This window comes from Flavobacterium difficile (genome assembly GCF_011392115.1).
GTDB lineage: Bacteria > Bacteroidota > Bacteroidia > Flavobacteriales > Flavobacteriaceae > Flavobacterium > Flavobacterium difficile.
The window spans coordinates 139,125-152,055 of the sequence record NZ_JAAJBT010000003.1; the positions used below are offsets into that span (position 1 = coordinate 139,125).

13 protein-coding genes are annotated in these 12,931 nt (G+C 30.4%); 2 read left to right on the forward strand and 11 right to left on the reverse strand.

The annotated features are described in order from the left end of the window. Positions 1-2: 2 nt before the first annotated feature. From G4D72_RS06685 to gldB, 7 genes are all read right to left on the reverse strand, one after another. A complete protein-coding gene (locus G4D72_RS06685; protein WP_166076881.1) occupies positions 3-1,370 on the reverse strand; it encodes an HlyD family secretion protein in 1,368 nt (455 codons plus the stop codon). Between the two features lie 2 nt (positions 1,371-1,372). Next, complete coding sequence (locus G4D72_RS06690; protein ID WP_166076882.1) at positions 1,373-3,031, reverse strand: peptidase domain-containing ABC transporter; 1,659 nt, start codon at positions 3,029-3,031, stop codon at positions 1,373-1,375. A 3-nt stretch (positions 3,032-3,034) separates the two neighbouring features. Next, a complete protein-coding gene (locus G4D72_RS06695; RefSeq protein WP_166076883.1) occupies positions 3,035-3,709 on the reverse strand; it encodes a TetR/AcrR family transcriptional regulator in 675 nt (224 codons plus the stop codon). Beyond that, positions 3,706-4,407 (reverse strand): TerC family protein, encoded by a 702-nt coding sequence (locus G4D72_RS06700; RefSeq protein ID WP_166076884.1) that lies wholly within the window; start codon positions 4,405-4,407, stop codon positions 3,706-3,708. The genes G4D72_RS06695 and G4D72_RS06700 overlap by 4 nt, the downstream gene beginning before the upstream one ends. Positions 4,408-4,409: 2 nt before the next feature. Further along, complete coding sequence (locus G4D72_RS06705) at positions 4,410-5,054, reverse strand: leucine-rich repeat domain-containing protein (RefSeq protein WP_166076885.1); 645 nt, start codon at positions 5,052-5,054, stop codon at positions 4,410-4,412. 138 nt (positions 5,055-5,192) lie between these two features. After that, on the reverse strand, positions 5,193-5,525 hold the full coding sequence (gldC, locus tag G4D72_RS06710) for a gliding motility protein GldC (protein ID WP_166076886.1): 333 nt from the start codon (positions 5,523-5,525) through the stop codon (positions 5,193-5,195). A 118-nt stretch (positions 5,526-5,643) separates the two neighbouring features. After that, complete coding sequence (gldB, locus tag G4D72_RS06715; RefSeq protein WP_166076887.1) at positions 5,644-6,603, reverse strand: gliding motility lipoprotein GldB; 960 nt, start codon at positions 6,601-6,603, stop codon at positions 5,644-5,646. Positions 6,604-6,682: 79 nt separating this feature from the next. On the opposite strand from gldB, the gene nadE reads away from it, so the two are divergent. Then, on the forward strand, positions 6,683-7,495 hold the full coding sequence (gene nadE / locus G4D72_RS06720) for an NAD(+) synthase (protein ID WP_166076888.1): 813 nt from the start codon (positions 6,683-6,685) through the stop codon (positions 7,493-7,495). Positions 7,496-7,571: 76 nt separating this feature from the next. After that, a complete protein-coding gene (locus G4D72_RS06725; protein ID WP_166076889.1) occupies positions 7,572-8,201 on the forward strand; it encodes a response regulator transcription factor in 630 nt (209 codons plus the stop codon). Positions 8,202-8,317: 116 nt separating this feature from the next. Here the strand turns inward: G4D72_RS06725 and dnaG are convergent, their stop codons facing one another. The 4 genes from dnaG to G4D72_RS06745 all read right to left on the reverse strand — a co-directional run bounded on the left by dnaG (position 8,318) and on the right by G4D72_RS06745 (position 12,805). Continuing rightward, positions 8,318-10,297 carry a DNA primase gene (gene dnaG, locus G4D72_RS06730; RefSeq protein ID WP_166076890.1) on the reverse strand — a complete coding sequence of 660 codons (1,980 nt, stop codon included), beginning with the start codon at positions 10,295-10,297 and terminating at the stop codon, positions 8,318-8,320. Between the two features lie 158 nt (positions 10,298-10,455). Then, the gene (locus G4D72_RS06735) at positions 10,456-11,499 is read right to left on the reverse strand and encodes a cell envelope integrity protein TolA (protein WP_166076891.1); all 1,044 of its coding nucleotides are present in this window, start codon (positions 11,497-11,499) and stop codon (positions 10,456-10,458) included. 27 nt (positions 11,500-11,526) lie between these two features. Continuing rightward, a complete protein-coding gene (locus tag G4D72_RS06740; protein WP_166076893.1) occupies positions 11,527-12,246 on the reverse strand; it encodes a hypothetical protein in 720 nt (239 codons plus the stop codon). Next, positions 12,233-12,805, reverse strand: coding sequence for an RNA polymerase sigma factor (locus G4D72_RS06745; RefSeq protein ID WP_166076894.1), 573 nt, complete (start codon positions 12,803-12,805; stop codon positions 12,233-12,235). The genes G4D72_RS06740 and G4D72_RS06745 overlap by 14 nt, the downstream gene beginning before the upstream one ends. Between the last annotated feature and the right edge of the window lie 126 nt (positions 12,806-12,931).

A 12,931-nucleotide genomic window follows, 5' to 3' on the forward strand; every position in this document is an offset into this window, starting at 1 on the left:
GTTTATTTTTTTTCTGAAACTTCTTTGGTTTTTTCTGCTGAAGTAGCGGGTTTATAATAGTTTGGAGGGAAACCATTCAGGGTTCGCCATATTTCGTACCAAATTGGCACATTGTCTAATAAAGCCATTGTTTGAGCACCCGAGCCTATACTTAATTGTTTTGGCCAGTCGTGTTTGTCTTCTTCATCAGGAGCAATTAAAACACGATATTTTCCATTGTCAGATATGAAATTTTCTACCGCAACAATTTTTCCTCCAAATGTTCCGTATGATAAATTCGGCCAACCTGAAAAAACAATTGTAGGCCATCCATCGAACCAAACTCTAACTTTTTCGCCTTTTTGAATTAAAGGGAAATCGTTTGGAGAAATGTAAGTTTCAACAGCAATGTCATATTTTGCAGGCATGATACTTACAATTGGAGTTCCCTCTTTTATGTTTTCTCCTAAACCCGATTTCAAAGCTCGGTTTACATATCCGTTTTGCGGCGCTTTTATGTAATACATTCCGTTTCGGATTTTATAATTGTTGTATTGGTTTTCCAGTTTATTTACTTGAGCTTTTGTGTCATATTTGCTACTTTGAGCAGTGTATTGATCACTTTGTGCTTTGGAGAATTTTTCTGAATACTCGGCATTGATTCTGCTTATTTCAACACGTGCATTTATCAATTCGTTTTCACTACTTAACAATTTGTTTTCTTGAGTGATAATTTTAGCTTCAATTTCTTGAAGTTTTAAACGTTTTTCTTCAACATCAGTTACTGGTTTTAAGCCTTCTTTGTTTAATTGAACCGCACGCTTAAATTGTGTATTCGCAATTTTTATTTGTGTTTTAATGGCTTCTAAATCCATACTGTCGCTTTTTATTTTTAAAATAGCTTGACGGATTTTGTTTTTAGCTTGTTGCGATTTTAAATTTCTTTCGTTATTAATGGCGTTCATTTGCGAATCTAAGGCGCCAACTTTACTTTCATAAGAAGCAACAGCGTCTTCTTTAGCGATCATTTGGTTTTTAGTATTTTCTACTAAATTCGGATCCAAATAATCTTCTTTAATTTCCGAAATGAATAAAATAGTATCGCCCGCCTTTACATAATCTCCTTCATTTACATACCATTTTTCAATTCGTCCTGAAATTAAAGATTGAATAGTTTGTGGTCGTTGATTGGGTTTTAAAGTAGTAACTGCTCCCGAACCAGAGATGTTTTGCGTCCATGGAAGAAATAAAAAAAGCACGGCAATTGTCACAAAAACAAGAAAAATTTTATTTAAAATTTTATAGTGTTTTTCTTTATTTAATAATCCGATTGCGCTGTATTTTTCAAGCGTTTTATTGTTAATTCTGTTGTTGTCTGAAACATTTAACATAATTATTTATTTAAAATGTTACTAATTTTTCCTTTTTCCATAGTAATAATTCGATTACTACTGTTGCTAAATTGCTTGTTGTTAGATGTGGCTACTACTGTCCATTTTTGACTAGGATCCATTAAAAATGCAATGATTTCTTTGGAAGTGGCTACATCCATTTTATCAGTTGGATTTTCTAAAAATAAAATTCTAGGTTTGTGTAATACGCATCTTGCTAATAATATTTTCTGAATGTTAGACGATGATAATTGTTTGCCATCAGGAAAAATTGGAGTATTTAAACCATTTGGTAAGGTTTTTATAAAACCAGTTAACTTCAAATTATCTAAAGCCCATTTGATATCTTCATTTGAAATGTTTGGGTTGTTAAACGTTAAATTTTCTAAAATAGAACCTTCGAACAAAGTTTCGCCTTGTAAAATACTTCCAAAATGCGTTCGATATTGATTGATATCCATTTTGTTAAACGTGTCATCATTAATGATAAAATGACCTTGTGTAGGTTGCATTAATCCGGACAGAATTCTAATTAATGTAGTTTTTCCTGAACCGTTATCACCTTCAATTACAATTTTTTCACCCTGATTTATTTTTAAATTTATGCCTTCTAAAGCATTTGTGGTGTCGTCTTCAAATTTAAAACTCACATCTTCTAACTCTAAAGTTAAATTAATGTAGCAGTTTGAAGCCGTAACTTCCGATTCTGATTCGATTTGTAAATCGGTCACTTCACCAATTTTTTCTACAGAGGTCAATACATCATAAAATGTTTCTAAACCTAAAATTATTTTTTCTACAGAATTGATAACCAATAAAATGATAATTTCAGCAGCTACGAATTGTCCGATGTTCATTTGTTGGTTTAATACTAAAAATCCTCCAATCAATAGCAAACTCGCAGTTATAATGACTTTAAATCCAATCAATTGCGAAAATTGTCTTTTAATCACTCGAAAATGCTCTTCTCTGTAATTGATATAATCTGAAACTAATTTATTGTTTTTTTCTAGCGCAAATTCAAAGTGATTTGGGTTTTTAAAACTAAAACTATTTCTAGATAATTCTTGCAACCAGCCTGCAACTTTGTATTTGAATTTCGATTCTTTTAAACTTGTTTTTAAACCCGCTTCGTATGAAAATTTATAAATGAAATACAATAAAATAGTTAATAATATTCCGAAAATAATAAAAAACGGATGGTAAATCGACAGTAAAATTAATCCAAACAAAATTTGTAATAGCGCAGCAGAAAAATCCGTTAGTAATTTTGATGTTCCTTTTTGAATCGATAAAGTATCGAAAAAACGATTGGCCAATTCTGAAGAATGTCTGTTGTATGTTGAAGAAAATTTTAGTTTTGGAATACGATAAGTAAATTCAAAAGCAGAACGAATGAATATCTTTTGTTGTAAATTTTCAGTTATACGCAATTGCATTAATGAAAGTAAGCCAACAAAAGCCACGCCGATTATTACTAAAACTACTAATACAACCCAAGAAACACTTGCTCTACCGGCTTGTATGAAATTAATTATGGCTTGGATTCCAAGTGGAAGTGACAAACTAATTATTCCAGCAAAAGCAGCGTATGAAACAATTTGAATAATGTCTTTTTTATCTAGGCGTAATAAATTATAATATCTTTTTAATGGTGACATATCTTATTTTTTTAAAAGATTTTCTACTAAATGAAGGTAAAAAGAAGTCGGATTGATTTCTGAATTACAATTGGTAATCGTTTTTAAATGATTTTTTAAAAAGTGTTGATGCAAAGAACCTTCAATGATCGAAGATACTAAACTTTTAGCAAAAGGATACTCTGGATTGACTTCTTCTATCATTTTTTCTATACGATAATTTACCTGTTTGTAAATTAAGAAAAACCCTTCTTTGTTTTCTTTGTCAACATGTTTGTTATGAAGCGTTTTGGTAAATTCTTCAATTATAATCTTATTTAAAACAGCTTCGTTAACGTGTGCGGTTGAATAATCGTCTTCTATGTTTTCCGTGACAATAGTTATAGCTTTTTTTAATTTTTCTAGTTTGTTCTCGATATTAGTAGTTGAAAACACTAAACGGTATTCTATCCATGCCCAATACCATGAAGACAAATACACTAAAAGTTTGTGTTTGTTTTCGAAATAGCGGTAAATAGAACTTTCATTGGAACTTATTTTTTCACCTAACTTCTTGAATGTAAACTCTTCAAAGCCAATTTCGTCTATAAGTAAAATGCTGTTTTGAATGATTTTTTTTCCTAAAGCAGACGTTTCAGGATCTTTTACATATAGTTTTGGGTTGACTTGTATTTTTATGTTTGATAATAAATCGATCATTGTTGTTGATTTACTTGGTTAATTGTTTTCATTTGGATGATGTCTACTAGAAATGCAAACAACATGGAAAAATAAATGTATCCTTTTGGAATGTGAAATTGGAAACCTTCAGCAATTAACGAAACTCCTATCATCATTAAAAAACACAACGCAAGTATTTTAAATGAAGGATGTTTTTTGATGAATTCGCTAATTGGTTTAGAAGCTATTAACATGATTAAAACAGTTACTACAACAGCTGTATACATAATCCAAAGTTCATCAACCATTCCAACAGCAGTTATAATTGAATCTACAGAAAATACTAAATCTAAGAGAATTACTTCTCCTAATAACTTTCCAAAAGTAGCTTTTGTTGCTGTTTTTTTCTCTGGTGCTACTGTTTCAGTTTTGTGATAAATTTCTTTAGTAGCTTTGTAAATTAGGAAAATACCACCGACTATTAATATGATGCCTTTTCCAGAAAAATCGACACCTGAGAATGAAAATATTGTAGTGTCTAATTTTAAAATCCACGATATTGCTGCTAAAAGTAGTAAACGCATTACCATTGCTAAACCAATTCCCCAATATCTTAGTTTGTTTCTTTGGTTTTCTGGTAATTTATCTGATAAAATTGAAATGAAAATAATGTTGTCTATTCCTAAAACAACTTCAAGTGCAATTAAAGAAAATAATGCAATAATAGAATCTGTCATGTTTATAGTCTTATTTTAAATCCGAAATTAATATTTTGTAATTCTGTACTTGTAGGTTGAATTGGGTTTTTTCTTAAGTCTAAATATTGCAAATGATCTAAACCTTTGATTTGTTTCGGTAAAAACTTAAAATTATTGTCGTCCAGATATAACATTTCTAAGTTTTTTAAATCTTCGAAGCCTTTAGGTAGTTGGTCTAACTTATCATTTGAAAGGTGTAATATTTTTAAAGCGGGTAATTGTTTTAGTGTTGAAATACTTTTTTCTAAATTAAGATTTACTTCATCATTCAGATATAATTCTTCTAAGTGCAATAAATTTTTAAATTCCGTCGGTATACTTTCGAAATCATTTCCACTGATATCTAAAATTTTTAAATTTTTTAAGTTTCCAATTTCTTTAGGAAGTTCTTTTAAATGATCGTTTTTTAAACTTAAGTATTCTAAGTTTTCAAATTTTTGAAAAAAATTAGGTTCGAATGTAAGGTTTTGATTACTTAAGTTTAACCTTTTTACTTGCAAAGGATTTTTAAGCGCTTCTTCAATAGTTGTAAAATCTGGAACTATTTTTAAAGTATCAGATTGCGCAGAAGTAAATGTACATATAAGTACAAAAAATAGCTGTATAATTTTAGAAGTTGCTTTCATAATTTTAAGTTTTAACAATTGAAACTAATTATGAAACAAACATACTAATAATATTGATAGTAATACTATTACTTTTGAGTTTTTAACTTTTATTTAATATTTGTACAAAAAAAAAGCCATCTGTTAAATGGCTAATTTTTATATTTTTTTTAATTCAAGTTTTTCTGCAAAGTAGTCGCAAAAATCTGTCATTGCGCCGGCCATTTTTTCATCACCTGTGGCACGTTGAAAGGTGTCTGTCATGGCAACTAAAGTTTGGTGAAAAAAGATTTTCATCTCATCCACGGGCATGTCTTTGGTCCATAAATCGATACGAAGTGTTTCTTTTGCTTTCGCGTCCCAAATAGATAATAAAACAGTTTTTGCTTCTTCGTTGTTTATGCCGCCGTCTTGTGCTGTCCAAGTTAATTTTTCAGGCACATTATTTTGGTCTAATTCTATGTTTACTTTAATTTCAGATGTTTTGCTCATTGTTAAAAATAGGTTACTTTTTTAGAGTAAGTTAAAGGTTAATTTTTGTTTTGTATTCGCTAGATGAATTGTTTTTTTTATTTTTTATGGTTTCAAATCGTACATCTCAAATCGAATACTATTTCTTTGGTTTGTATCCAGAATTTTTAAAGATTATTGAAGGTTCTGTTTTTAAAAGTTGGTCTAACGATACGTCGTTATTTTCCATGTAACTTTTTACAATTTGCCAACCTAACCATTGGCCTGTTCTTCCTGGTGATTCTCTGTCAATGTCTAAGTAAAATTTTGTAAAAGGTCCGTCTTCAATAAAACGTTGGTAGTTTTTAATGTTGTTGTCGTATAATAATTTTTCATTTACTAAATAACTCCACATTTGTGCTTCATTTTCAATACAAAATTTTTCTTGCATTTCTGTATAGCCAATTTTCTGATAATTTGGAACTTCAGGAAGTAATAAGTCTTTTAAGTAATGTAGTTTCCCGAAATAAATCATTTCACTAATGAGCGATTTGTCTTGTGAAGGGACAATTTTTCTAAAAGCGAAATTGGTAACTAAATCGGGTAAAATTTGATGAGGTTCTAAATTGGCTTTCTGGTATTCGGCAAACGGTTCGTAAAATTTATGATTTTTTCCTAAATACGTATCTAAAGAAATTAAAATTAGATCGTTAGTATAAAAGGCTTTTTTATCAATTAATACTTCATTTACTAAAGTAATTACTCTTGGTTTTTTTTCTTCCGGAAAATAATGTTTGACTCTAGAAACCATCATTTCTATACCGTCTTCAAATTTTGAATTGTCAGGAAATTGTTTGCCTACTTCAATGTTTAATTCTTTAAAAATAGGGTCGTTTATTTTCGCAAACCAAATAGAATCAGGAAATTGAGAAGGAAATAAAAAAGGATATTGATTTTTTAATTCTGGCAAACTATTCACAGTTGCTGCTGCATATAATTTATCAAAACGCTCAATGTTAAGGTCTATTGTTTTTTTTACATCAACTATTTCAACCGCATCATTTTTTTTACAGTGTAAGAAAAAACAACATGAAATTAGTACTAAGATTAATTTTTTCATCGCGTGAAATTTACTATTTTTATCAAAAATTATTGAACTGCAAATATATAATTATATCGCTAAAGTATTTATTAAAATTATGTCAAATAAAACAACATTAAATTTAAAAGGAATTAACGATCATATCGTAAATTGGTTGAAAGTTTATGCCGAAAATTCTGGTGTAAAAGGTTTTGTAATTGGTATTTCTGGCGGAATTGATAGCGCGTTAACTTCTACTTTGTGCGCACAAACGGGCTTTCCTGTTTTGTGTGTAGAAATGCCGATCCATCAAGCAGCGAGTCATGTTAATAGAGCGAACGAACACATCAATCAATTGAAAAAACGTTTTCCAAATGTTTTTAATGATCGAGTAGATTTGACGCCTAGTTTTGAAACATTTAAAATGAGTGTGCCAAGTTGTGAAAACGAAAAAGCTTTGAATTTGACTTTAGCGAACACAAGAGCGCGTTTGCGTATGACAACTTTATATTATTTAGCTGGAATTCACGGGTTTTTGGTGGCTGGAACAGGAAATAAAGTTGAAGATTTTGGTGTCGGATTTTACACGAAATATGGTGATGGTGGTGTAGATGTTAGTCCGATTGCCGATTTAATGAAAAGTGAAGTGAGACAATTGGCAAAATTTGTAGGTGTTCCAGAAAGTATTTTAGTTGCCCAACCAACAGATGGTTTATTCGGTGATGATAGAAGTGACGAAGACCAATTAGGGGCAAGTTATGACGAATTAGAATGGGCAATGTTAGCTATGGAACAAGGCAAATCGGTTGAAAATTTTGAAGGCAGACAAGCAGAAGTATTTAAAATTTATGAGAGATTGAACAGAATTAATCAACATAAAATGCAACCAATTCCGGTTTGCGAAATCCCGAAAGAATTTATAATCAGATAAATAGCGTATTTTTTAATTTTTTTTGTTAATTTTGTGTAAAAATTATTGCTAACATTTTAAAATAGATTAGTAAAGTATGATTACACTTTGTTTAGCAGATAATTCTCCGGTGGTTCACTTGGGAATCCAGACTTACTTTAAGAATAGTGCTACTATTAAGGTTACTGATGTTGTATCTAATTTTGATGATTTATTGGCTAAAATTGAAACCGGTTCAATTAATTGTGTAGTTTTAGATGCCGAATTATCAGGATTAAATAGCATACTAAAAATAAAAAAAATCATGCAAGAACATTCTAAACTGCATGTAATTTTTTATTCTAACGTTTCTGATACTTTGTATGCGCCACCAGCAATTAAATGTGGTGTGAAAGCCTATGTTTCCAAAAATATAACGCTTGCAGAATTAGAAAACACCATCATTCGAGTAAATAACGGAGAGTATGTTTTTAGTTCAGAAGTTAGAAAAGCTATTGAAATTTTAAATAAAACCAAAAAATCGGATCGATTATTCAAAAAATTATCTACTAGAGAAATTGAAGTACTTCGTTATTTTAGTGATGGTAAGAAGAACAAAGAAGTAGCCAAAATATTAGGGTTAGACGAAAAAACAATTAGTACATACAAATTAAGGTTACTACAAAAATTAAGTGTTACTAACTTGTTAGATTTGATTAACAAAGCGAAGCAGTTGGAGATTATTTAATTAAAATAAATTGATTTAAAACGAAGTTAAGCTTCGTTTTTTTATGTTTTGTAAGTTTTCAAAAAAGTTAGTAATAGTACGCTTTTCTTTTTCCCTTAGAATGAAGAAAACAGAAATTAAAACCGCACTAAAACCCTACCTAAATTTTTTGCAATTACATTTCTTAAAGTAATTAAGTCTTTACTGTTCGATAATATTTCTGAATTATCAATAGTTACATCAGGTGAAATGTTTTTCATGTTTTCTGCAATCATTTTATCAATTAATAAAAAGCGATAAGATAATATAGTTTCAGAAACATTTTGCTCTAAAGTTATGTTTTTATCTTCTACAACAATTTTTCTAAGGTGCCACTTATGTAAAGCATCACGTTCTTCTAACATTAAAATAGATGTAATTTTTTCTGTTATTTCAGGAGTTGTTTGTGAAATGTATTTGTCAATTTCGAATTCTAAATTCTGATTATAATAATTGATAATATCGGTATAAATATTTCTGAATATTGGATTGGCTAATTCAATTTCATCCTCTTGAAGTGCCAAATATATTTTTTCATAAATTTTATAAGAATTGGTTTCTTTAATGTCTACTAAATTTCCCGATTCATCTTCAGTCTGAAAAATTTCTGTGAAGGTTTCTGTTTTTAATCCATTAGTTAATAAAATTTCAATAATTTTTTGTTCGAAAATATACTGACTGTCAATTTTTTCGGGTCTTAATTCCTCGTTATTCTTATGAACTTCAAATGCTTTTTTTTCTTCCGTAAATTTTTTATTGGCATCAGAAAGGTCTTTTTTTTCTATTTGGGCTAAAGTACTTCGAATTACATCTTCCGTAATGTCCATAATACGCGAACATTCTTTAATGTAAATTTCACGTTTAATGAAATCTGAAATTTTAGAAATACTGTTTACCATATCTCTAATTAATTCGGCTTTTTTTATGGGATCGTTATTAGCTTCTTTTACTAATAAGTCGGCTTTAAACTGAATGAAATCTTTGCTGTTTTCCTCTAAATACTGTTTTAAAACATCGTACGAATTATTTTTGGCGAAACTATCTGGATCTTCTCCATCAGGGAAGCTACAAACTTTTACGTTCATACCTGCTTCCAAAATTAAATCGATTCCACGAATAGAGGCTCGTAAACCCGCCGCATCACCATCAAAAAGAACGGTAATGTTATTCGTTAAACGATTGACTAAACGAATTTGGTCTGGTGTTAAAGCCGTTCCAGAGGAAGCCACTACGTTTTCTATACCACTTTGATTGAACTGAATCACATCGGTATAACCCTCTACTAAATAACAATTGTCTTGTTTGGCAATGGCTTGTTTGGCCTGAAAAATTCCGTATAAAACTTTACTTTTATGATAAATTTCACTTTCTGGCGAGTTTAAATATTTGGCTGCTTTTTTATCGTTGGTTAAAATTCGACCTCCAAAACCCAATACTCGGCCACTCATACTTTGAATCGGAAACATGACGCGGCCTTTAAAACGATCAAATGTTTTGCCGTCTTCTTGTTTCACGATGGTTAAACCTGTTTTTTCAAGATATTCGAGTTTATAAGCCTTTCCTAAGGCTTCTTTGGTAAAAGCATCCCAAACATCAGGAGAATATCCTAATTGAAATTTTTGTATAGTTTCTTTTGTAAAACCACGTTCTTTGAAATACGATAAACCGATGGCCTGACCTTCATCTGTCTGTAGCATCGTTTTGTGAAAATAATCTCTTGCAAACTCCGAAACCAAATACATGCTTTCTTTTTCGTTAGCTTGTTCGATATCTTCGTTGGTTACGATGGTTTCTTCAACTTCGATTCCGTATTTGTTGGCTAAATATTTGATGGCTTCCGGATACGTGAAATGTTCATGCTCCATTAAGAAAGTTACGGCATTTCCACCTTTTCCCGAGCTAAAATCCTTCCAAATTTGCTTTACTGGCGAAACCATAAAGGAAGGCGATTTTTCATTCACAAACGGCGAAAGTCCTTTCATATTACTTCCAGAACGTTTCAGTTGAACGAAATCGCCAATGACTTCCTCTACACGAGCTTGGTCAAATACTTTTTCTATGGTTTCTTTAGATATCAATGTCTTGTTTTAATTTTAGCTGGTAAAAATACAATAATTTTAGTGATTCTGAAACAAGTGTATTAAGACAAAAAGGCATAAAAAAACCTACAAGAAAATCCTGTAGGCTTTAGAAAAAAGTATGAAAATATAACTCAAAAAAAATGTAATTCTACTTACTAATTCCAATCGAAACGAATTCCTAGTGAAATGTTGTTTTGGTCTATTGCGTTGTTTTCAAATACTGGATTCAAATCGTATTTTAAATATAAAGACGTTTGTTTGTAACCAATGTAAGTACTTAAACCATACGTAAAATCATTTACGTTGAAATCTCCTTTTTGTTTTTCAGAAATTTTATATCCATCTTGCTTGTAAGAAATAAATTGTTTTGAATTGGTGTTTACACCTACAAATCCTCCTATTCCGAAACGTGCTCCTTTGTGAGACTTGAATACTTTTTTCTCATCTACAGTTTTGGTTTTAGAAAAATCAAATTCTAAATGTACAGGAACCACAAAATATACATTTTTAAAATATGTTTTTCTTGGTCTTAAATCGGTGAAAAACGGAACCAAAACAGTTTGGTTGTTAACATCTGCAAATACGCGGTTGTCTGTTGCGTTAAGTATGTTGTACATAAAACCAACACCATATTTTAAATGTAATAAGTTACTGTTTTTAGATAAACGTGTATTCCAAGTTACGCCCCACTCATAAAAACCTGAACGCGTATAGCTAAATTCTGAATTGGCAACGGCACCGTCTGTTACTAAATTGTTATAACCTGTAGCAAATACAAACTGACTTGTTGTTCTGTTTTCAGATTTGTTTTCGTTTTCTTTATTTTTTCTGTATCCACCAGGAATTGAAAAACTATTTTTTTTCGTTGTATCGTTAGCTTCTTCAAAATCTAGTTTTCCGTTGATTAAGGCTCTTAAGGCAGCTTCTTGTTCAGCTATTTTAGTTTCAATGTTTTTGGCACGTTCTTCCGCAATTTTTGCTTTTGCGTTTGCGGCTTCTTCTTTCGTCATTTTTCCAGACTCTAATGCTTTGTCTATAGCTTCAACTTCTGCTTTTAAAGCTTTCTTTTCTTCTTCTGCTATGGTTTTTATTTGCACACCAATTTGCTTAGCGCTTTGCTCGAAAGTTTTTTCTTGAGCACTTACAGTATTTACTAATGTTACTAGTGCTATACTAACGTATAAAATAATTTTTTGCATGATTTCTAGTTTTTTAAAGTTTTTTTTTTAATTATAGTTTCTGTTTACAAAAGCTGATTTTGCTTGTTTTAATTTGTTTAATGCCTTGTCTTTAAACGATTGATCGAGCTCTGATTCAACCGAATGCAACAAATCATTAGGGTCTACCTTTAAAGTAGATTGGTACGTATTTGTAGTGCCGTTCGACTTTTTATTACCTTGTACTTCGGCAAGTAAAGTTTCTGGATTTACATATTTATACGTAGGTTTTTGATTTAATTGCTCTTGTGCTGTGGTTTTGTTTTCGTTATTGGTATTTGATTCGTTTTGTTTTTCTATTACAGCTAAATAAGAATCTAATTTTGATTGATGTTTTGAATTATCATTTTGTTTAGAAACTTTTTTACCAATAGAAGGTGTTGTTTTTGGTGTCGCAACAGCTAATTCTTTTTGATTTTCTGTGGAAATTACTCTTGCAGAATCATCACTGTTTTCAACTTCATTAGTTGGAGTTTCTTTTGAAATGACTACTTCATTACTTTGTTGTAAAACTTCTGATTTCTGGTTATGTTGAAAAAAAAGATAACCTATTCCAGTAAACAGAACGAAAGCAGCTGCAATCTTTAACCAAAAATAGTTTACAGGTTGTTTTTTTTCTTCTGCAATGGTAAGCATGGCATCTAATCTGTCCCAAGCCTGCGCAGAAGGTTCAATTTTTCTAGAATTGAATTGCTGTTGAATTTTATTGTCGAAATTATTTGGTGCCATTGCTTTTGTTTTTTAATTCGGTAATTTGGGTTTGCAACATTTTTCTAGCATGAGACAGTTGCGATTTTGATGTGCCTTCTGAAATTTTTAATAATTCGGCAATTTCATTGTGTTTGTAGCCTTCTATACAATATAAATTAAAAACCATTTTATATCCATCTGGCAAATTATCTATTAATAATTGAATGTCATCTATAGAAAAATCGCCTTCCATTTCGTAATTGTCTTCTGCTTCCGAATAAATTACATCTTCTATATCTTTGTGATTGAAGCTATTTTTCTTAACTCTTAAATAATCAATACATTCATGAATCATGATGCGTTTGATCCAACCTTCAAAACTTCCTTTTTGTTCAAACTTTTTTAAATTGGTAAACATTTTCATGAAACCAGTAATCATGACATCTTCGGCATGGTGTACATCTTTTATGTACTGACGACAAACACTTAACATTTTTGAAGCATATTTAGCATACAACTGCTGTTGCGCTTGACGATTATTTGCAATCGCTTCAGCAATTAGTTGTTGTTCGTTTTTATGTAATGCTATTACTTTCATTTAGTTGATTTGTCAATTCAAATTTAAGCTTCTATTACTATAGACGATTCTTGTTTGTAAATGGTTGCATTAGTTTTTAAAAAACTTTCAAAAATTAAATTTTAAACGTTTCTATTAGTATAGACG